General features: G+C 64.0%; 19 protein-coding genes. 15 read left to right on the top strand and 4 right to left on the bottom strand.

Translation table 11 applies throughout. The features are described 5' to 3' along the window. Positions 1-114 precede the first annotated feature (114 nt). Positions 115-984 (bottom strand): hypothetical protein, encoded by an 870-nt coding sequence (locus VMW12_03670; GenBank protein HUZ48825.1) that lies wholly within the window; start codon positions 982-984, stop codon positions 115-117. A 94-nt stretch (positions 985-1,078) separates the two neighbouring features. Between VMW12_03670 and ubiE the strand changes: the two genes are divergently transcribed. The 8 genes from ubiE to VMW12_03630 all read left to right on the top strand — a co-directional run bounded on the left by ubiE (position 1,079) and on the right by VMW12_03630 (position 8,587). After that, the gene (gene ubiE / locus VMW12_03665; protein HUZ48824.1) at positions 1,079-1,807 is read left to right on the top strand and encodes a bifunctional demethylmenaquinone methyltransferase/2-methoxy-6-polyprenyl-1,4-benzoquinol methylase UbiE; all 729 of its coding nucleotides are present in this window, start codon (positions 1,079-1,081) and stop codon (positions 1,805-1,807) included. After that, the gene (locus VMW12_03660) at positions 1,804-2,763 is read left to right on the top strand and encodes a polyprenyl synthetase family protein (GenBank protein HUZ48823.1); all 960 of its coding nucleotides are present in this window, start codon (positions 1,804-1,806) and stop codon (positions 2,761-2,763) included. Before ubiE ends, VMW12_03660 begins: the two co-directional genes overlap by 4 nt. Before the next feature lie 23 nt (positions 2,764-2,786). Beyond that, a complete protein-coding gene (locus VMW12_03655) occupies positions 2,787-3,095 on the top strand; it encodes a twin-arginine translocase TatA/TatE family subunit (GenBank protein ID HUZ48822.1) in 309 nt (102 codons plus the stop codon). Continuing rightward, the gene (tatC, locus tag VMW12_03650) at positions 3,096-3,857 is read left to right on the top strand and encodes a twin-arginine translocase subunit TatC (protein HUZ48821.1); all 762 of its coding nucleotides are present in this window, start codon (positions 3,096-3,098) and stop codon (positions 3,855-3,857) included. It abuts the gene before it with no gap. 12 nt (positions 3,858-3,869) lie between these two features. Beyond that, a complete protein-coding gene (locus VMW12_03645; GenBank protein HUZ48820.1) occupies positions 3,870-5,270 on the top strand; it encodes a cytochrome c biogenesis protein ResB in 1,401 nt (466 codons plus the stop codon). A gap of 4 nt (positions 5,271-5,274) precedes the next feature. After that, positions 5,275-6,267: a c-type cytochrome biogenesis protein CcsB gene (gene ccsB / locus VMW12_03640; GenBank protein HUZ48819.1), complete on the top strand. Its 993-nt coding sequence runs from the start codon at positions 5,275-5,277 to the stop codon at positions 6,265-6,267. A gap of 118 nt (positions 6,268-6,385) precedes the next feature. Continuing rightward, positions 6,386-7,066, top strand: a complete 681-nt coding sequence (locus VMW12_03635; GenBank protein ID HUZ48818.1) for a ubiquinol-cytochrome c reductase iron-sulfur subunit — start codon at positions 6,386-6,388, stop codon at positions 7,064-7,066. Between the two features lie 18 nt (positions 7,067-7,084). Continuing rightward, positions 7,085-8,587, top strand: coding sequence for a cytochrome b N-terminal domain-containing protein (locus VMW12_03630; GenBank protein ID HUZ48817.1), 1,503 nt, complete (start codon positions 7,085-7,087; stop codon positions 8,585-8,587). Between the two features lie 56 nt (positions 8,588-8,643). On the opposite strand, the gene VMW12_03625 is transcribed toward VMW12_03630, so the two are convergent. Genes VMW12_03625 through VMW12_03615 form a run of 3 tightly spaced genes read right to left on the bottom strand, consistent with a single transcriptional unit; the run spans position 8,644 to position 12,400 of the window. After that, on the bottom strand, positions 8,644-9,984 hold the full coding sequence (locus tag VMW12_03625) for a HAMP domain-containing sensor histidine kinase (protein ID HUZ48816.1): 1,341 nt from the start codon (positions 9,982-9,984) through the stop codon (positions 8,644-8,646). Next, complete coding sequence (locus VMW12_03620; GenBank protein HUZ48815.1) at positions 9,981-10,661, bottom strand: response regulator transcription factor; 681 nt, start codon at positions 10,659-10,661, stop codon at positions 9,981-9,983. The genes VMW12_03625 and VMW12_03620 overlap by 4 nt, the downstream gene beginning before the upstream one ends. 23 nt (positions 10,662-10,684) lie before the next feature. Further along, positions 10,685-12,400, bottom strand: coding sequence for a glycosyltransferase family 39 protein (locus VMW12_03615; protein HUZ48814.1), 1,716 nt, complete (start codon positions 12,398-12,400; stop codon positions 10,685-10,687). 11 nt (positions 12,401-12,411) lie between these two features. Here VMW12_03615 and hemC point away from each other — a divergent pair, with 11 nt between their 5' ends. The 7 genes from hemC to VMW12_03580 all read left to right on the top strand — a co-directional run bounded on the left by hemC (position 12,412) and on the right by VMW12_03580 (position 20,927). Continuing rightward, the gene (gene hemC, locus VMW12_03610) at positions 12,412-14,322 is read left to right on the top strand and encodes a hydroxymethylbilane synthase (GenBank protein HUZ48813.1); all 1,911 of its coding nucleotides are present in this window, start codon (positions 12,412-12,414) and stop codon (positions 14,320-14,322) included. Further along, positions 14,322-15,293 (top strand): porphobilinogen synthase, encoded by a 972-nt coding sequence (gene hemB, locus VMW12_03605; protein HUZ48812.1) that lies wholly within the window; start codon positions 14,322-14,324, stop codon positions 15,291-15,293. Before hemC ends, hemB begins: the two co-directional genes overlap by 1 nt. Continuing rightward, complete coding sequence (locus VMW12_03600) at positions 15,290-15,895, top strand: molybdenum cofactor guanylyltransferase (protein HUZ48811.1); 606 nt, start codon at positions 15,290-15,292, stop codon at positions 15,893-15,895. Before hemB ends, VMW12_03600 begins: the two co-directional genes overlap by 4 nt. Next, complete coding sequence (gene hemL / locus VMW12_03595) at positions 15,892-17,190, top strand: glutamate-1-semialdehyde 2,1-aminomutase (protein HUZ48810.1); 1,299 nt, start codon at positions 15,892-15,894, stop codon at positions 17,188-17,190. The genes VMW12_03600 and hemL overlap by 4 nt, the downstream gene beginning before the upstream one ends. A 110-nt stretch (positions 17,191-17,300) precedes the next feature. Beyond that, positions 17,301-18,638, top strand: a complete 1,338-nt coding sequence (hemA, locus tag VMW12_03590) for a glutamyl-tRNA reductase (protein ID HUZ48809.1) — start codon at positions 17,301-17,303, stop codon at positions 18,636-18,638. Next, positions 18,631-20,160, top strand: coding sequence for a uroporphyrinogen-III C-methyltransferase (cobA, locus tag VMW12_03585; GenBank protein ID HUZ48808.1), 1,530 nt, complete (start codon positions 18,631-18,633; stop codon positions 20,158-20,160). The genes hemA and cobA overlap by 8 nt, the downstream gene beginning before the upstream one ends. Beyond that, complete coding sequence (locus VMW12_03580; protein ID HUZ48807.1) at positions 20,157-20,927, top strand: DUF92 domain-containing protein; 771 nt, start codon at positions 20,157-20,159, stop codon at positions 20,925-20,927. Before cobA ends, VMW12_03580 begins: the two co-directional genes overlap by 4 nt. The last annotated feature ends 16 nt before the right edge of the window (positions 20,928-20,943 follow it).

The following is a 20,943-nucleotide window of genomic DNA, read 5'->3' as shown; positions in this document are numbered from 1 at the left end:
GAGCTGAAAAATTTCATGGATGAAATTTTTGGGCGTCTCCCGGCCCAGTGCGTGGGGACCGCGCGTCCTTCAAGGCTATGTGGCTGTATTAGGCACACCGGCGCTATCGTTTAGCTATATCGTTCTTAGCGGCGTTGCTTTGATCCAGCGTTGTTCGAAGTGCGAACGGAGGTGCGCGATCACTTGTTTCGCGCGCGTTTGGAGGCCCCAATCGATTTGATCGGGCTTATCGAATGCGGCGGAGGCATTTGCGCTGCCGATCCATGCGCGCGCGCCGGCTAGCGCGAATTTTTCGCTGGCCGGACAGGTTCGCACTTGTACGCCGTCGTTCGCGAGCTTCGATAACGCGGCGCGCTCTTTGGCGTTGCCGCGAAGATCGCGCGCGGAGACCAATAGGCGCACGCGTTCGCCGCGCTCGGCGCGTGCGTCGATGGCGGCAAAGGCGCAGTTGTAGGCGCTGACCGATTCGCTTTCGATATCGACGCAATCGCGAGATGCGGCGGCGATCGTCCGTGCTTCCGATGCGAGCGCGGCGCGTTTGCCGGTCGCGAAGCCGCGCGAAGCGGCGACGGCCTGCCCGAGGGTGATATCGCGCACCATTCGTACGTGTGAGGGTGCGTCGTCGCGGACGATGGTGTCGCAGCCGTCGTGCGGCCAGTTGCAGTCGTCGAGATAGAGTGCGTCATCGGCGACGATCGCTTTGGCGTGCAGGGCTGCTTCGCCGGGGGCCCCGTGGAGCAATCGCGCGTCGGCTCCGGCGGAGCGCAGGGCGGCGACGGCGGCGGCGTTGGCTCGTTGCAACCCGCCCGCGGCATCCTTGTATGGGGTGCCTTCTAAACGGACGACGACGTGGGCGCCGCGGCGCGCGGCCGACGCGAGCCCGTCGAGCACGGGGCCGGACGGCAACGCGTACGATGCGCAGGTGACCTCTCGCGCCCTTCGCAACGCTCGGAGCACGTCCTCGGTTGAAGCTAGGGTTATCATGGCATCGTTACTTCCCGACAAAGGTCGCTCGGCGCAAGAGACTCGGGTACAAGGAGAGGGTCGGGGCGTTCTGAAAGAGCCGCACAGATCAACTATGAGCACTACGCCAACGCTCCGGCCGCCCGGAAATGACAAGGGTGCGTTCGTGCGCGAGATGTTTGCCGACATTGCCCCTCGCTACGACGCCGCCAATCGCGTTCTCACCGCGGGCCTCGACGAGCGCTGGCGCAAACGCGCCATCGCGCTCCTCGCGCCGCCTCATGGCGGGCGTATTCTCGATCTGTGCTGCGGAACGGGCGACGTGGTGTTCCATCTGCTGCGCACCGACCCGAGCCTGGAACTCACGGGGGTCGATTTCTGCGAACCGATGCTCGCGGGAGCCCGAGCGCGCGCACCGCGCGAGGCGCGGGGACGGGCGACGTTTTTGGAAGGCGACGTGATGGCGTTGCCGTTCGCCGATGCAAGTTTTGACGGAGCCACTATGGGGTTTAGCCTGCGCAACGTCGTGGATATCGACCAGGTGCTACGCGAAGTGCGCCGCGTGCTCCGTCCGGGCGCGCGATTCGTCAATCTCGACGTAAGCAAGGCGCCCAACCCGCTCTTCAAACGGGCATTCGATCTGTATTTCTACGGCCTCGTGCCGTTGATCGGCGGCATCATCGGCGGGTCGAAACGCGCCTACACCTATCTGCCCAATTCGCTCACGCATCATCCCAATGCGGACGCGCTCCGCGAGCGGTTCGAACGCGTCGGATTCGCGCAGAGCGGCTACGTGCGGTTGATGGGCGGTTCGATCGCCATCCACTATGGAACGAATCCATGATGCACGGGGCTCTTGAGAGCGAATCGAACCTCTACGCGCTCGTGGAAGCATTCTTCGCGTCGTCGTTTTCGACCGACAACGCGATCATTACCGAAGCGGTAAAACGCATGCTGGCGGCCGGGGGAAAGCGCTTGCGCCCCCGCGTGACGCTGCTCTCCGCGCAAGCCTGCGGTGGGGATGCAGCGGAGCATCTGCACTTGGCTGCATACATGGAATTGATCCACGTTGCGACGCTGATCCACGACGACGTCGTCGACAATGCGAAGACGCGACGCGGCGTAAACGCAACCGCCATCGATTACGGCAATCGCGTCAGCGTGCTCGCGGGCGATTACCTCTTTGCGTGGATATTCAAGAACGTCACGGCAAACTACCCGCATCCGGTGCCGAACATACTCTCGTCGACGCTGGCCGATATTTGCGACGGCGAGGTGCTGCAGCTTCGCGCGCTCGGCAACTTCGATCTCGGCCTGAACGGCTACGTGGAGGTCGCGCGCAAGAAAACGGCATCGCTGTTCGCGGCTTCGGCGCAATGCGGGGCGATCATGGGCGGCGGTTCGAGCGAGGAGATCGCCGCGCTGCACGCCTTCGGCGAGCTCTACGGGATCGCGTTCCAGATGAACGACGACTTGCTCGATATGACCGCGGACGAGCTGACGGTCGGCAAGCCGGTCGGCAACGACCTTACCGAGCGTAAGATGACGATTCCCTTGATTTTGGCGCTGGGGCGCGGCGATCGCAACTTTCGTTCGACGATCGAGCGTTTCTATGCCGGGAGCGAGAACGGCGCGATGATCGGTAGCATGATTCGCGCTATCGACGGCCAGGGTGGCCTCGAAGCTACCCGCGAACGGATCGGCGAGTATGTAGTGCGCGCTAAGGCGGCGCTGCAGCCTCTTCGGGAAGGCGTGTCGAAAGAGAGCTTGGCGAACCTTGCCGATGCCCTGCTCGTTTGAGTAGGGAGAGGAGATAACCACCTATGTCCATCCACCCACTCTTTGCCATCATCGATGCGCCGATCATTATCGGTATCTTGGTGGTGGGCGCCGTGCTCTTCGGAGCCGACAAGCTTCCGAAGCTGGCGCGCAGCGCCGGGCAGGCGAAGAAAGAATTCATGATGGGGCAGATCGAGGCCGATGAAGCGACCGCGAAGGCCCGCGAAGAAGCCCGTTCCCGTATGGCGGCCCAGACCGCCGCGGCGGATCCGATGAGCAACGTCGAGGCCGGAAGCATGTCCGGCGAAGCGGTCCCGCAGCCGACCGCCGGCAAGGGCACGCCGAGCGCCTAATTGCAGGATACCGTCACCGAGCCGCACGCTTGGGATCAGAAGGAGATGTCGTTTACGGAGCACCTCGGGGAGCTCCGTAACCGTCTATTGATCGCGATCGGAACCGTCGGCGTCATCGCGCTCGTGCTCTTCTATCCCTCGCAATTCATCATCAAATGGATGGTGAACGCGTATTTTCACGGCATCACGCTCCACGCGTTCGGCCCGGCCGACGTCATCTTCATCGAGATCAAATTTTCGGTGATCGGCGGCATCATCGTCGGCCTTCCGATGCTCTTATACCAGCTCTGGATGTTCGTGGTGCCGGCCGTGCACCCGCGCACCCGGCGGATGGTCTACGCGTTTATCGCGCCTTCGTTTTTTCTGGCGGCGCTGGGCTTAGCCTTCGCGCATTTCATCGTCATTCCACGCGTGATCGCGGCGCTGGTGAGCATTACGGATGCGATCGCGACGCCGACCTTCGGAGTTAGCGAAACGCTCAATTTCTTGCTGATTCTGCTCGCGCTCTTCGCACTGATCTTTCAACTGCCGATCGTCTTGATCGGTCTCGCGCGGCTGGGGATCGTGAGCGCGGCCTTTCTGAGCAAATACCGACGCCACGCACTTTTCGCAATGGTCATCGCCGCCGGAATCGCCGCGCCCGATGGCAACCCGCTAACCATGGCCTTGCTTGCTTTCCCCATGTACGTTCTGTACGAAGTTTCCATTTGGATTATCATCGTGCTTGAGAAGTCGTGGCGACGCGCTGAAGCTTCCGCCTAGCCTGGAGATGTCGTGATCGCAACTCGCTCATCGCTCGATGCCGCCTACGATAACGTCGTACGCACCTTCGGTAACGTCTTATTCGCCGTCTTGCTGTTCTTGGTGTGGGGCGTCTTTACGATCATCGGCGTCGTGGTCGACCAAGGCAAAGACGCGAGCACCTATTTCAGCGCGTATCCCGCCCCGATCGCTCGAGCCCTGATCCGCCTGGGCTTCGATAATATCTATCACTCGCCGTGGTACGTCGGCATCATCGGATTGATCTTGCTCTCGCTTGCCGTTTGCACGTTCAAGCGAGTGATCCCGGCCCGGCTTCCACCCCTACGGCCGGTGAAAATCGACAAGATCCCGCTCAACGCTTCGGTGAGCGTGCGCGGCGACGAAGCCGGCGTCCGCGCGAAGGTCGAGGCGTTTTTTCGTAACCGTGGTTGGCATATTCGCAATCGCGAATTCGACGGCGTCGAGTGGGGCTTTGCGGATAAGCACAATTGGGCGCGCCGCGGAGTGTTGATCGCGCATCTCGGATTCGTGATCATCGCGGCCGGTACGACGATCTACTGGGCCAAGGGCTTCTCCGGCGATGCGGCCATACTCACCGGCCAAACCGCGGAAATTCCGCAGACTCACGCGATCTTCCACCTCAACAGCTTCCGCTACACGATCGCTCCGATCGCCACCAAGAGCGGAATGGTCTATCAACCGATCGACTACGTCTCGCACGTCACGGTCACCGGCAAGAACGGCGTGCCGAAGAACTACACGGTCCGCGTCAACCACCCCATCAACGTCGATGGGACCCTGTACTACCAGTCGAGCTACGGTTTCGGAATGCGCTTCTTGGTGACGCACGACGGCAAGCGCGTCGCATCGCTCTCGGATCGCACGTTAAAAGAAGGCGACACGATCGATATCCCCGGGACGCAGAGCACGATCGAATACACGCGCTTCGTCCCGACCGTCGATCGCGTAAGCGGGCAACCCTCCGCGGACCCGCGCGTCAACGACCCGGCAACCGTACTCAACCTTTTCGTGGGCGGCTCGTCGGCGGGCGCCGCGCTGGTCCCATTGCATAGCGCTATCGATCTAGGACGCGGCTGGCAGATTACCCCGAACCGTTACGTCCTGTACAGCGGTTTTCAGTATCGCTACGATCCCGGCATCCCCTTGGTCGGCATCGGCGCGTTGGTGCTCGTCGCCGGCCTGATTATCTCGTTCTACTTCCTGCCCGCGCGCCTGTACGTTCGCGTCGAAGCGGAAGCTCATTCACAAACCTGTACGGTCGGCCTAGCCGCTACAACCGTAAAGGGCTACGATATCTTTGAAACCCAATTCCGCGAATTGATCGCGGAATTCACGAGTTCGATGGAGCCGCCCGGCCCCAGCGCTCACTTCTCTCCCGCGGAGGCGTATTAATACGATGGGCTCACATATTTCGGTCGACGAACTGATGATGATCGTGGCACTGGCGTGCTACACGCTCGGCGCGCTGGCGCTCTTGATGTTCTTCTTTACGCGCGAGGACTGGCTGCGCAATTTGGGCGCTCCGCTCGCGATCGCCGGCTGCGTTACCCAGTTCGCGCAGTTGGTCGTGCGCTACGAATTGACGCATATTTGGCCGCTGCTGAATCTGTACGGTTCGCTCTCGCTCTTTTCGGCGATGTCGGTCGCCATTTTCATCGGCTTCGCGATTCGTTACAAACTCTGGTTCGCGGGCGGATTCGTGCTGGCGATGGCCGCGATTTTTCTCGCGTACGGCGTCACCTGGAACGAAGGCACGATGCCGGCCGTACCGTCGCTGCAGTCGTACTGGGCCAAGGTCCACGTCCCGATCGTCGTTTCGTCGTATGCGGCGTTTCTGGTCGCGTTCGTCTTCTCGTGCATCTATCTCGTGAAATACTACGCGGAGCGCCACTACAGCTCGCGCCCGGCCGGGCCTCTCGTCGCCGCCGGCGACGCCGGTACGCCGGCGAACTTCGCCGGTGCTCATGCGAACATTTCGTACTCCGGAACCGAGCAGGCCAAGATCACGCGCGACACGCCGGCAATTGCCGCCGCGGCCGCCATGGGCAACCCCACCGCGACCTGGCTCACCTCGTTGCCGACGCTCGCGCAACTCGACATCGTCGTCTATCGCGCCGTCGCCATCGGATTGCCGCTGATCTCGATCGGCATCATCACCGGGGCGGCCTGGGCGAAGGAAGCGTGGGGCGCCTACTGGCAGTGGGACCCCAAAGAGACCGCGGCATTAGCGACTTGGATCGTCTATCTCGCGTACATGCATCTGCACACTCGCAACAATTGGCGCGGGCTGCGGACAAACTGGGTCAGCATCCTCGGGTTCGCGACCGCGATCTTCTGTTATTTGGGCGTCAATATCTGGATCAGCGGCCTCCACAGCTACAAGATGTAGGGCTCCGAAGCGACATCCGTCTGCTCGCTCCGAGTTAGGTCCTCGCCCCTAGGAAGAGGGCGGGCTTACAATCCATTGGAAACAAGGATCCGATTCATCTTTCCGGAGAGAGTGAGCTTTGTCTAAGCATTCTGCGGATGCCTCAGAGGGCGTCCAGCGTTCGGTCCACAGCGCCTACGACGACCCCGGCACGCCCGAGGAGATGACGCGGCGCACGTTTATGGCTAACGCCACACTCGTGATCGGCGGCGTCATCGGCCTGGGCCTCGCGATCCCGATCGTCGGGTCGCTGCTCCCATCGAGCAAAACGACTAAGGGCAACTGGTCCCCGCTTACGGCCGACGAGCTTAAGCAGCTCCAGGCCGCAACGGCGAAACCGGTCAAGCTGACCTTTCAGCTCAAGGCGAAGGATTCGTACCTTCCCGAGCAGTCGTCCGAGGAGTACGTTTGGGGCATCAAGGTCGATCCGGCCAAGTTTGAGGCCAAGCGCCCCAACCTCTTCAAGAAGGGCAGCACGGCCGCGGTGGACGGCTACGACGCGGTAAATCTGGACTTCGTCATCTTCAGCCCGATCTGTCCGCATCTCGGCTGCCGCTTCGCCTGGAACGACGGCGCGGATAAGTTCGAATGCCCGTGCCACGGATCGCAATTTGCCCTCGATGGCGAACACCTCGCCGGGCCGGCACCACGCGGTCTCGATCCGCTCCCGCTGCGCGAGCAGAGCGGCGCCGCCGAGATCATGTGGATTCGCTATAAATCGACGGTGCCCGACCGCATCGTCATCTCGTACACATCGTAAGGAAGGATCATCGCATCGATGCTCAACTGGATTGAGTCGCGCACCGGCTTCGTCTCGATGGCGAAGGATTTCTTGGTGGAAGACATTCCCGGTGGCGCGAGTTACTGGTACGTTTTCGGCAGCGCGACGATGTTCGCGATGATCATGCAGATCGTCACCGGCATTTTTCTCACGTTCTTCTACGCGCCATCGGCGGCGACCGCATGGGAATCCACCCGCGCGATCTATCTGAACCCGTTCGAACACATGATCCTGTCCATCCACTATTGGGGTTCGTCGGCGATGATCGCGCTGGTCTTCTTGCACTTGCTGCAAGTCTTGATCTGGGGCGCCTATAAGTCGCCGCGCGAACTGCAGTGGGTCGTCGGGCTGCTGCTGCTGCTCGTAACCCTGGTACTCGGCTTGACCGGCTACTTGTTGCCGTGGGATATGGACGCCTACTTCGCCTCGCAGGTCTCGCTCAACATCGCCGGGTTGCCGCCGGGCGGCGCGATCTTGCAGAGCATCGCTCAAGGCGGCAACGTCATGGGCACCAACACGATCAACCGTTTCTTCGGCCTACACGTGTGGTTGATGCCCGCGGCATTGGTCGCATTGGTCGGCGCGCACTTGGCAATCTTCCGTCACAACGGTCCCGCCGGCCCGGTTGCGCAGGATCCGCGCAAGCTCAAACCGGGACGTTTCTGGCCCGACCAGATGTTCATGGATGCGTTCGCATCGCTGATCGTCTTCGGGATCGTGATCTTCCTCGCGTTCGTGCTTCCGCCGTTCCTCGACGCGAAGGCCGACCCCACCAACTCCGCGTTCACGCCCTATCCGGCGTGGTACTTCCTCTCGCTCTTCGGGCTGCTCAATTTCGTCCCGATCTTCCTAGGCAACGCGCCGTGGGTTGAAATGTTCGCGGCGATCATCATTCCGACGATCTTCGTCGTCGTGGTGTTCTTACTGCCGTGGCTCGATCGCAGCACGACGCGCTCGTACGGTTCGCGCGCCCCGATCCTTTGGGGCACGTTTATCTCGATCGCGGCGATCGTCGCGCTCTCCATTTACGGGCAAAACTCGATCGTGGCAAAAGAGGCGCAGCAACCGCCGTCGCTCAGCCAAGCGCAGATTCTCGCGGCGCCCGCGGAGGCCGCAACCACCGGTACGGGTACCGGCGGCGGCGCCGCGGCGCCCGCAACGGTAGCAGCCGCGCCGGCCGACGCGAACGGCTCGAAGGTCTATGCAACGAACTGCTCCGGTTGCCACGCCGCAACCGGCCTGGGCCAACCCGGTGCCATTCCGCCGCTCGCCAACAATCCGGTCGTCACCGGCGATCCGCACAAGGTCATCGGGATCTTGCTCGACGGACTGCACGGATCGATCCAAGTCGAAGGCACCGCCTACAACGGGCAAATGCCCGCCTGGAAGGGGCAGCTCTCGAATAAGGACATCGCCGACGTGATCACCTACATCCGCGGTTCGCTCGGCACGAACAAAGCCTCTCCCGTCAAAGAAGCGGACGTCGCCAGCTACAAGTAGCGACGCTTCGTAACATAAAAGCGAGGGTTGCGCCAAACGCGCTGCCCTCGTTTTTGTTATAGCGCGATCGGGAACGCCGCGACGACTCGCGTGCCGTGAGGTTCCATGCTCTCGATCGAAATCGTGCCGTGCGCGCGTTCGATGCCGCGGCGGGCGATCGTCATGCCGAGGCCGGTACCTTCCAGACCCTCCGAAGATTCTCCACGATAGAAGCGATCGAAGATTCGCTCGCGTTCGCCGGGCGGAATGCCCGGGCCGCGGTCCTGGATAACGATGGCGATATCGCCGCCCGTTCGTCGCAGGATCACATCGATCGGCGCACCGGCGCCATACTTGACCGCGTTGTCGAGAATGTTGTAGAGGGCTTCGTAGAGCTCGTCCGCATTCGCGGAGATCGCCGCATCGTCTTCAATCGCGACGTGCACGTCGGGAGGGTCGAGGCGAAACGCAAACTCGTCGCGCAGCGATTCGACCATGCTCGACATCAGGACGCGTTCGTCGCGCGGTTCCTCTTCGCGGTCCATTCGCGCGAGCGTCAAGAGTTGATCGATCAACCGGCGCATGCGCTGGCCTTCGATATGCATCACGTCGAACACGTGCATCATCTTCGGGTCGGCGTTGCCGGAGCGCGCGCCCAAGATATCGACATAGCCGAGGATGACGGTGAGCGGCGTTCGCAGCTGATGCCCGGCATCCGCCACGAACTGGCGCATCATCGCCTCCGAACGCTTTCGCTCTTCCATCGAAACCGCGATCGAATCGGCCGCATGGTTGAAGAGCGTAACCAAATGCCCCAGTTCGCTGCGGTCGTCGGTACGAATCGGCGCAACGGTAAACTCACCGCCCGCCAAACGGTCCAGCGCGTTCGCCATTTCGACCAGCGGTGCGACGGCTTTGGCGGAGACGTACCGAGCGATGATCCAGGCCACGCACGTAGCGGCCAGGACGACGAGCGCCGCGACCAGCGCGTACCATTTGAGAATGTTTGCGAGCCACGCGACCCTGGGCAGCACGACGATGCGCCAGCCCTTGCGCTCTACCACCACAGGGTGCACGCCGAACGGCGCGAGAACGAACCCGGCAGCGAAGCCCGCTTGTTGCGGACGCGATGCGCCCGGCCCTCCGCGATCGAACGACGGCATCGTTTGCGTCGAGAGCACCGCCCCGTCGCGACGAAACACGATCACGATGAGGTCGGCCGCGCCCGCATAATGCTCGCGCACTTGATCCGGGCGGCGCGCCACGTCTTGGGCGGCTAAGCGCAGGCGCTCTTGGATACCGCGTCCCGCTTCGTGCAAGAGGATCGAGACGCCGCCGACCGCGATCGCGATAACCAACGCGATGACCGGCAGCGCGTACCACCAGGTTAATCGGTTGCGAAGCTGGCGGAATTTCATCCGTCGCGCAGCGAGTAACCGACACCTCGCAGCGTACGGATCAGCGGGTTGGACGTTCCGCTATCGATTTTGGCGCGCAGATACGAAACGTACGTTTCGATGACCCCGGTACCGACGCTGCTATCGGAGCCCCAGACGTGTTCGATCAGTTCGTCGCGCGAAAAAACGCGCCGGGGAAACCGCATCAGCCGTTGCAGTAAATCGAATTCGCGTCGTGTGAGATGAATCGCGCGCGAACCGCGGGTAACGCTGTGCGTCTCCAAATCCATCGTGAGGTCCGCGTATCGCAACAGCGTCGTCGCCGCCAACTTTGGACGGCGCAACGCTTTGGCGATCCGCGCCTCGAGTTCGCGTGGGTCGAACGGCTTGCTGACGTAGTCGTCGGCGCCGCGCACTAAGCCCGCGACGCGATCCTGGACGTCGCCGCGAGCGCTCAGAACGATCACCGGCGCGTCGGTGAGTTGGCGCAGTTTCGGCAAGAGTTCGAAGCCGTCGAGCCTCGGCATCATGATATCCAGCAGAATTACGTCCGGCGTCCAGGTCTCTAAAACCCGCAGCGCTTCGAAGCCGTCGGGAACGCCGCGGATCTCGTAGCCGGAATCCTCCAATATAAAAGCGACCAGCTCGCGAATATGCAGTTCGTCGTCGACGACGAGCACTTTAGGGTGTGCGGGCACGCGCCAACCATAAGAGAGCGGGCTTAGACGCCCCTGGGATTTCCACAGCGTGGTCCATCGATCAGGAAAAGGGCGGCGCTGCCGGACTGCGCGACGATGCGGCGGTCCCGGCCGTAGGTCGGGTCGTAGGCCGGGCGCGCTTTAGGCGCGACCAGCCAGACGCGCGGCGCGGCGCACACGACCGCGCGGGGGCTCGCGGCATCATCGTTGGGCGCGATGCCGGCGGGCGCCAAAATCCGCACGCCGGGCTGCGTGTAAAACACCAGCGAATTGGCGCCGCGATAGCTCTGGATCGCCACGACGTCGCCGGGTTGCCGATCGCGTTCGATGATGGCTGCCAATTGCGGCACCGGTTTGAACCGATCGGATTTCGGAAGCGCGAAGAGCGCAAGCACGTCCATCGCCACCAGCGTCGCCGCGACGAGCGCGTACGGTGCGATGCCCATCGTGGCCCGGCGCGCGAACAGCACCGCGCTCAGCGCGGAGCCGACGAAGATCGCCGCGCCCATGCTCGCGAGATCGGGAACCAAACTATAGGCATCCGGCGGAAAACGGTTGTCTCGCGAGAACGCCCAGAGCGCAAACGCGATCATACCGATGAAGATCGGCACGGTCGCAGCCGAGACGATCGCGGCGCGAGAGACGCCGCGCCGCACCATCGCATCGAAGTACAGCGCCGTCACCAACGCCAGCGCCGGAAATTCGAGCGCCACGTAATTCGGCAATTTGGTCCGCGCGAAGCTGAAAAACACCAACGGGACGACGATCCAGGTGATGCCCAGTCGCCACAGCCGCGCCACGCTCGGATCGCCGGCCGAAGTCGCGCGGAGCTGTTGCACGCCGTAGACCAGCGCCATCGGCAGAAACGCGATCCACGGAAAAAATCCCAGGATCATCACCGGGAGGTAGTACCAGATCGGCCCGGCCTGATTTTCGATGACGCCGGTATAGCGCCCGAACGTGTAGTGCACGACCAGATCGATCAGCGCGCCGATACCGGAATGGATCGCGATGGCGACGAGCCACGGTGCGGAGATTGCGACGCACGCGCCGATGCCCAGCACCCACGCGCGCAGCGAGGGTAACCTCGTGCGCTCGGCTCGAACGTTCCAAACCACAAACGGAGCCATCACCATCAGCGCGACGACCGGCGCGACCAGCCCTTTTGCCAGGAAGCCGAAGCCGGCAGCGATCCATCCGTAGACGAAGTACCGGTCTTCACCCGCTTCGATGCTGCGAAACCACCAAAAAATCGTGAGCGCGACGCTCAGATCGAGCAGGGCGTCCATGATCGCCAGGCGCCCGATGACGGCTTGCATGAGGCAACTCGACAGGATCACGCTGGCATAGATGCCGACGCGCGTCCCAACCTGGCGCGAGACGGCATAGCCGGTCATGGCGCCCATGCAAATCGTCGCCAGCGCGGCGGGCAAGCGTAGCGCAAACGACGTTACCCCCAGAAGCTTCATGCATAGGGCGGCAATCCAGAAATAGAGCGGGGGCTGTACGAACCAGGCCGCGCCGTTGAGGTGCATGACGATCCAGCTATGGTAAACCAGCACCTCGCGCGCCACTTCGCCATAGGCCGTCTCGCTATTATCCCAGAGCGTGCCTGCGCCAAGGCCGGGTAGCGTGATCAACGCCGCCACCAGAGCACCGACAAAAGCCGCACGGGCGGGGCGTTCGATCGTTCTTCCCACGTGTGCGTGCAGTTTTTGGCGCGCCGGTGCGGAAGTCATGCGTCCTGCCCATGCTCCCTATTGCCTTACGGCCCGACGGGCGCCACGCCCTCATCATCGGCGGTGGTAACGTCGCCCTACGAAAAGCCGAGGCGCTCATCGCCTCCGGCTTCCAGACGCGCATCATCGCTCCGCAGATCGATGCCCGGCTGCGCGCGTTGGCGACCGAGACCGGCGGCTCGTGCGAGGAGCGCGCCTACGCACCCGGCGATACGGCGGGCGCGCGCCTGGTGATAGCGGCAACCGATAGCGAAGCCGTCAACGCCGCGGTCGTGAGCGACGCGCGTGCGCAGGGCATTCTCGCGTGCGACGCCATCGCGCCCGAACGAGCGGATTTTACGATGCTTGCCACCGTGCGCGTCGGCGATCTCACCTTTTCGATCGATTCGGGCGGCAGCACCCCGGCGTTCTCCAAGCGCATCGCGCGCGAGATCGAAGCGCATTTCGGGCCGGAGTACGCGGCCGCCGCGCGGACTCTCGCGCGGGTACGAGCGTACGTTAAGGCCGTCGCTCCCGACCCATCGGAACGAGCCGCCGTGTTGCGCGCGTTTGCGGAGCGCCCCATCGAGGAACTCGCGCGCATGAACCCCATCCTCGCCGAGCACGAAGTGGAGCACGCGATCGAACATCTGCGCAGCGACGCCCCGCCGACGCGTACGTCGAGCATCGTCTGCGCGACGCGCGCCAGCGCGCTGGCGATGACGCAGACCAAATGGGTTGCGGCACGCTTGGCCGAGCGCGGCATCGCGACCTCGATTCTCTCGATCAGCACGGTCGGCGACCGCGTTCAAGACCGGCCCCTGGCGGAGATCGGCAGCGTCAACGTCTTCGTCAAGGAATTAGAGCACGCGCTGCGCGACCGGCGCGCCGATTACGCGGTGCATTCGTGCAAGGATCTTCCAAGCGAGCTTCAACCCGATCTGCAACTCGCGGCGTTCTCGCAACGCGAGGATGCGCGCGACGCATTCTGTAGCGAACGGTACGCCAGCTTCGAAGCGTTACCGAGCGGCGCGATCGTCGGCACCTCCAGCCCGCGCCGGCGCTGGCAGCTGGCCGCGCTGCGCCCGGATCTCGAGTTTCGCGATATTCGCGGCAACGTGGATACCCGTCTGCGCAAACTGCGGGACGGCGAATACGATGCGATCGTACTCGCGATGGCGGGCCTGAATCGTTTGCGTCTACGGGCCACCCACACGGTGCCGTTCGACCCCCGCAGCGTCGTGCCCGCGGTGGCGCAAGGCGCGTTGGCCGTCGAGGTGCGCTCCGGCGAAGAGGCGCTGACGGCGCACATCCGCGATGCGATCAACGACGAAGCCACCGAGCTTTGCGTCCGTTGCGAACGTGCCGCCTTACGCGAATTGCGGGCCGGTTGCGATGCGCCGGTCGGCGTGCACGCGCGATTAAACGATTCGACGCTCCACGTCGACGGTGTCTATGCGGTGCCGAACGGCCCGGTCTACCGTCACGCGCTCGAACGCACCGTACGCTCGCTCGATGAAGCCGAGGCGATCGGCGCCGAAATGGGGCGGCATTTGCTCGCTATGCTGGAAGCCGGATCGGCCGCGCCGGCCACGCTCCACGGAAGGCTCGTATTCTTGCCGCGCACGCAAGATCGCCCCAGCCGCATCGCCGCCGCACTGCGCGAACGGGGTGCCACCGTGATCGAGATCACCGCAGCCTCATCAATCGAGCACGAAAACATGCCCGATCTGCTGGCGTTCCCGTCGAGCGGATCGGTCGCGGCGGCGGAGCCGTATCTCGCCGAACTTCGCAACCGTACGCAGCGCCCGCGCGTTGCTGCGATGGGGCCGCAATCGGCGAGCGCCGCGAGCGCCGCGGGATTCACCCCGGACGCCATCTGCGAAGAAGCATCGATCGATGCCTTCGTCACCCTGATTTCGGAGCAACTCCACCAACGATGATGCCGATTCGCCCACGCCGTCTGCGCCGCACTCCCGCTTTGCGTTCGCTCGTCCGCGAACACCACGTACGCGTCGATCGCCTCGTGCAACCGCTCTTCATCGTCGAGCGCCCAAGCGATGCGGGGCCGCTTCAATCGATGCCCGGAATCAGCCGCTTCACCGTGGACGGTGCGGTCGCCGAAGCGCGCGAACTCGCGGCGCTGGGCGTCAATAGCGTCCTGCTCTTCGGCATTCCCGAACACAAAGATGCGGTTGCGTCCGGTAACGTCGACCCGAACGGCATCGTCCAGCGAGCGGTGCGCGCGATCAAAGCGGCATTGCCCGATATGCTCGTAATCGCCGACCTCTGCAATTGCGAATACACCGACCACGGGCACTGCGGCATCATCGACGCCGCGGGCAACGTCGACAACGATGCGACGGTCGAGCTGCTCGCACGCGCCGCCGTCACGTACGCGCAGGCGGGCGTCGATATCATCGCGCCGTCCGACATGATGGACGGCCGCGTCGAAGCGATTCGCCACGCCCTCGACGCGCACGGCTTTACCGATATCACGATCATGGCGTACAGCGCGAAGTACGCCTCGGCATTCTACGGGCCGTTTCGCGAAGCCGCCGATTCGACGCCGCAATTCGGCGACCGGCGTACCTATCAGATGGACCCGCCCAACGCACGCGAAGCGATGCGCGAAATCGCGCTCGATATCGACGAAGGCGCGGATATCGTCATGGTCAAGCCGGGATTGCCGTATTTGGACATCGTGCGCGAGGCGCGCGACACGTTCGACGTACCGATCGCGGTGTACAACGTGAGCGGCGAATACGCGATGCTGCAGGGGGCGATCGCCAACGGTTGGATCGAAGGGGACCGCGCGATCGACGAATTGCTCGCGTGCTTCGTACGCGCGGGAGCGGATATCGTCATTACCTATTTCGCCAAAGAGTACGCCCGCAGGCACGGGCACGCGTGATATCCCCAACCGAAGCCGCAGCGGATGCGGCAATCGTCATCCTCGCCGGTGGTAAGGCGAGCCGATTGCCCGGTAAACTCGAACGCGAGATCGGCGGAGAGCCCTTACTCGTGCGCGTTTTCGAACGGCTCGGCGGCCGCTGGCCGATCGCGATTGCGGCGCGCGGAGGGTTCTCACCGGAACTCGACGAGCGCCTCGCATGCCCGGTCTTGATCGATCGCTGGCCCGATGCGGGCCCGCTAGGCGCGCTGGTGAGTGCGGCCGGAGCGCTACGAGCGCGACGCATCTTCGCCGTGGCCGGCGATCTCCCGCTCATCGAGCGGACGGCGCTCGAGCGTCTCGAGGCTGCCTGGATGCCGGAGGACGAAGCGGTGGTCTATCGCCACGACGGGCGCCTCGAGCCGCTGGCGGCGCTCTACGATCGCGCGGCGCTGGTGCGCGAAGGGTTCGCCCTGCTGCGCGAAGGCACGGGTGCGATGCACGCGCTGCTCGAACGGCTGCGTTCGCGCGCGATTTCGGGCGACGATCGCTGGTTTCTCAACGTGAACACTCCCGAGGATTTGATGCGCGCGTGCGCCGCCCCGCCGAAAGGAACACCGTGAAGTTCGAGCGTTCGATCTCTGCCTACGCGCGCGCTAAAAACTCGATCGCCGGCGGGGTCAATTCGTCGGTGCGCGCCTTCAAAGCCGTCGGTGGAACGCCGGTCTTCATGAAGAGCGGAAGCGGCGCGACGATCTTCGATATCGACGGCCACGAATTCATCGATTACGTGCTCTCGTGGGGACCGCTCATTCTCGGGCACGCGCACCCCGCCGTCGTCAAAGCGGTACAGAGCGCCGCCGCGCGCGGCAGCTCGTTCGGAACGCCGACCGAAGCGGAGAGCGAACTCGCCGAACTCGTGTGCGCGATGGTGCCGGGCGTCGAGCGCGTACGCTTCACTTCGAGCGGTACCGAAGCGACGATGAACGCGGTGCGCCTTGCACGCGGATACACGCATCGCGAGAAGATCGTAAAATTCGCCGGCTGCTACCACGGCGCCGCCGATCCGTTTCTCATTGCGGCGGGCTCGAGCGCGCTCACCCTCGGCGTCCCGAACTCTCCGGGAATCACGCGGGCGACGGCGGCCGATACGATCGTGCTGCCGTACAACGACGCCGATGCCCTTGCGGTCGCCTTCAACGCGCACCCGGACGAGATCGCCTGCGTCATCGTCGAGCCCTACGTCGGCAACATGGGCCTCGTGCTGCCCAAGCCCGGCTACCTGCAACGGCTCCGCGAGCTCTGTACCGCAAACGGCGCCCTGCTGATCTTCGACGAGGTGATGACCGGCTTTCGTGTCGCTCGCGGCGGCGTCCAAGAACGCGAGGGCATCATGCCCGACCTGACGACCTTGGGCAAGGTGATCGGCGGCGGGCTCCCGGTTGGAGCCTTTGGGGGAAGGGCTACGATCATGGAGCAGCTCACGCCCCAGGGGCCGATTTTCCATGCCGGCACGCTCTCGGGCAACCCCCTGGCGATGGCCGCCGGGATCGCGACCCTGCGCATCATCCGAGACGACGCCACGCTATACGATCGGCTCGAGGTCCTCAGCAAGCTGATGGCCGACGGCTTAGCCGAAATCTTTACCAAGCACGGCGTTCCCCACGCGGTCGCCTACGCGGGCTCGATGTTCGGCCTGTTCTTCGCCGAACCGCCCATCACGGATTTAGAGAGCGCCATGAAGTCGGATACGGCACTCTACGCGAAGTATTTTCACGCTATGCTCGATCGCGGCATCTATCTCGCCCCTTCGCAGTTCGAAGCCGGCTTCGTTTCCAGCGCGCACACCACGCGCGATATCGAACTCACCCTGGCCGCGGCCGACGCCAGCCTCACGGAGATCCTCGAGCGCCCGTGAGCCAGGCCTGCTATCAATCCACTTGCCGCCCGCGCCGCGGCGCCGTAGGATCGGGATATGTCCGGTTCGTTAGCGGGCTCGCTGGTGCATCAATCGTGAGGATGGCCTAGGTGCCGATCGTTTGCTTGGGGCTCTCCCACAACACCGCTCCCGTGGAAGTCCGCGAGCGCCACGCATTTCCCGCCTCCCGTATGGCCGAAGCGCTGACGGCCCTGCGCGACTACGGCGCCGTCAAAGAAGCCGCAATGTTGCAAACCTGCGGCCGGCTCGAAATTTATGCCGAGCTGGACGATTACGAAGCCGGCGTCGTGCAGCTCAAATCGTTCCTGGGCAATTTCGGCCATGGCTCGGCGCGCACCCGATACGACCTGGATTCGTATATGTACACGCTGCTCGGGCGCCAGGCGGTCGAGCACCTGTTCCGCGTCGCGACCGGCTTGGATTCGATGCTGATCGGCGAAGCCGAGATCTTGGGCCAAGTCAAGGACGCGTACATCGCGGCGCACCAAGCCAAGGCGCTGGGCAAGAGCTTGCACCGGCTCTTTCGCGAAGCCCTCAATGCCGGAAAGACCGCCCGTTCGCAGACGCACATCGGCGATGAATCCGTCTCCATCGCGACCGCCGCGATCGAAGCCGCGAAGGCTCGGCTGGGATCGCTCGATAGCCGTTCGGTCGTCGTCATCGGCGCGGGAAAGATGGGCCGCACCGCGGTCAAACGCCTACGGCAAGAAGGCGCGACGCACCTCATCGTCACCAATCGCACGATGTCGCGCGCGCAGGATTTGATCGCCGAGGTTGGATTCGGCGAAGCCGTCGAGATGCCGGGGCTGGTGGAAGCGCTCTCCTCCGCCGACATCGTCGTCACGTCCACCGGCGCATCGCACTTCGTGCTCACGCGCGAGAACATCACGGCAGCGATGGCGGCACGCCCGGAGCGACCGCTCTTTATCATCGACATCGCGGTACCGCGCGATGCCGAACCCAGCGTCGTTGAGATTCCCAACGTGACGATGGTCGATATCGACGGGCTCAAATCCGTTGTCGACCGAAACTTGGACACGCGGCGCGAATCGATTCCGGATGTTGAGGAGATCATCGAATCCTACATCGAGCGGTTCGACGAATGGTACCGCGCACGCGTGGCGGTACCGATCATCTCCTCGCTGACCCGCAAAGCCGAGGCGATCCGCGAATCCGAGGTCGCGCGGCTGTTCGCTCGCTGCCCCGAATTGACCGAACGCGAGAAGATGCTGGTCGCAGGCATGTCGATGACGATCGTTTCGAAGTTGCTCCACTCGGCCGTTACCCGCATTCGCGCGACCGCATCGCGCAATCACTCCGAGGCGATTTCGCACGCACGCGTGCTCGACGAACTCTTCGAACTCGATCTCGCCGATCACATCGCCCACCTGCTGCCGGCCTCGGCCGCAATCGACACGGATGAGTAGCCATCCAGGCAAGGTCTACCTCGTAGGCGCAGGCCCGGGCGATCCGGGCCTGCTGACGTTACGCGCCGCCGAAGCGCTGCGAAACGCGGACGTGTTGCTGTACGACGCGCTCGCCAGCGACCCGACCGTCGCGATGGTTCCACCGGATTGCGAATGCATTTTTGTCGGCAAACGCGGCGGCAACCACGCGCTTCCGCAGGATGAGATCGAGGCGCTGATCGTACGCAAAGCACGCGAGGGCAAACGCGTCGTGCGCCTGAAGGGCGGCGATCCGTTCGTCTTCGGCCGCGGAGCCGAAGAGGCGCAAGAACTTCGCGCGGCGGGGATTCCGTTCGAAATCGTTCCCGGCATCAGTTCGTCGATCGCGGCGCCCGCCTACGCCGGAATTCCGGTGACGCATCGCGACCACAACACCGCGTTTACGGTAGCGACCGGGCACGAAGACCCGACCAAGCCCGAGTCGACGCTGGACTGGGCGAAACTGGCCGACCCGCATCGCACGCTCGTGCTCCTCATGGCGATGGGCAACCTCGCAGCCATCGCGGACAAACTCGTCACGCACGGCCTCGCGCCATCCACGCCCGCCGCCGTGATTCAGGACGGCACGCGCCCGACGCAGCGCACCATCGTCGCGACGCTCGCGACGATCGCGGGCGAGGCACAACGCGCGGGGCTCGGCGCTCCGGCCATCGTCATCATCGGCGACGTCGTCACGGTGCGCGAAGACGTTGCGTGGTTCGACAGCGGCGTGCTCTTTGGGAAGCGCGTCCTGGTGACGCGGCCGGCCGCCCAAGCGGAATCTTTCGCGCGCGCGCTCTACGCGCGCGGTATCGAACCGATCCTCGCTCCCGCCATCGAGATCGGGCCGCCCGACGACGTCCATGCGGCGCACCGGCTCGTCGATGAGATCGCGAACTACGCATGGATCGTCTTCACCTCGCAGAACGGCGTCGATGCATTTTTCGACCGCGTGCGATCGCTGGCCGCGGATGCGCGCCTGCTGGGCGGCGTAAAGATCGCCGCAATCGGCAGTAAAACCGCGCAGCGTTTGGAGCGCTACGGCGTGCGACCGGATCTGGTTCCGGCCGCGTTCGTCGGCGAAGAGATCGCTCGCGCGCTGATCGAAGCGACGCGCGAGGGCGATCGGATCGCGATCTATCGCGCGCAAGATGCGCGCGACGTGTTGCCGCAGATGCTCCGCGACGCGGATCGCGACGTAACGGTTGCCGCAGCATATAAGACGACGTTCTCCCACGACGACGCGTTCGCCGGCAACGTGGAACGCGCCGACATTCTCACCTTTACCAGCGCGAGCACGGTCGATGCTTTCGCGGCGTCCTTAGGCGGCGAAGCCGCGGCGCGCGATGCGGCGCGCGGTAAGGTGGTGGCCTGTATCGGGCCGATCACCGCCGACGCGGCGCGGGCGATCGGCCTGGAGCCGGATGTCGTGGCCGACGTCTTCACCACCGACGGATTGCTCGACGCGCTCGAGCGCCATTTCGCGGCACACGCAACCGCGTGACGCAAGCCGCGTTCGGATGCGTGCTTGCGGCGATCGTCGCGTACGCCGCATTCCGAGCGCGTTCGCTGGATCGTTCCGGTGCAATCGCCGCGTGGGCGATCGGCGCCGCCACCTTCGGCGCCGGCGGATGGCCCGCAGCGCTCGTGCTCTTCGCCTTCTTCGTTCCGTCGGCACTGCTCTCGCGGCTGGGGCGCGAGCGCAAGCGTGGGCTCGTGGATATTGCAAAATCGGGTGCGCGTGACGCGCGCCAAGTGCTTGCGAACGGCGGTATCGCGGCGGCCGCCATCGTTCTCGCGCGATTTCTGGGAGCGCCGCTTGCAGCCGCCTTTGCGGGCGCCTTCGCGGCGGCGTCCGCCGATACGTGGGGCACCGAAATCGGCACGTGGATCGGCGGACGGCCCCGCTCGATCCTGACGTTGCGACCGCTCGCAGCCGGACTTTCGGGCGGCATCTCGGCGGCGGGAACCGCCGCGGCGGCGATCGGGGCGGTAGCGGTAGCGCTCGTAGCGCAAGCCGCGCACGTCGCGCCTTTTTGGCCCATCGCGCTAGCCGGATTTATCGGCGCGACCGTCGATTCGCTGCTCGGCGGCAGCGTACAAGCATTACGCTACTGCCCTTCATGCAAGCGCGATTGTGAAAGCAATCCTCACATCTGCGGTACCGCCACCGTCGTCCGCCGCGGGATCGCATGGTTCGAAAACGATGCGGTGAACTTTGCCGCCACCCTCGCCGGCGCCGCAGTCGCAGCCTCGATCGTCGCTCGATAGAACCGCGCCGCGCGGC

Source organism: Candidatus Dormiibacterota bacterium, from assembly GCA_035532835.1.
Classification (GTDB): domain Bacteria; phylum Vulcanimicrobiota; class Vulcanimicrobiia; order Vulcanimicrobiales; family Vulcanimicrobiaceae; genus DAHUXY01.
The sequence above is the reverse complement of the archived record's forward strand: the minus strand, read 5'-3'. Positions and strand labels throughout refer to the sequence as shown.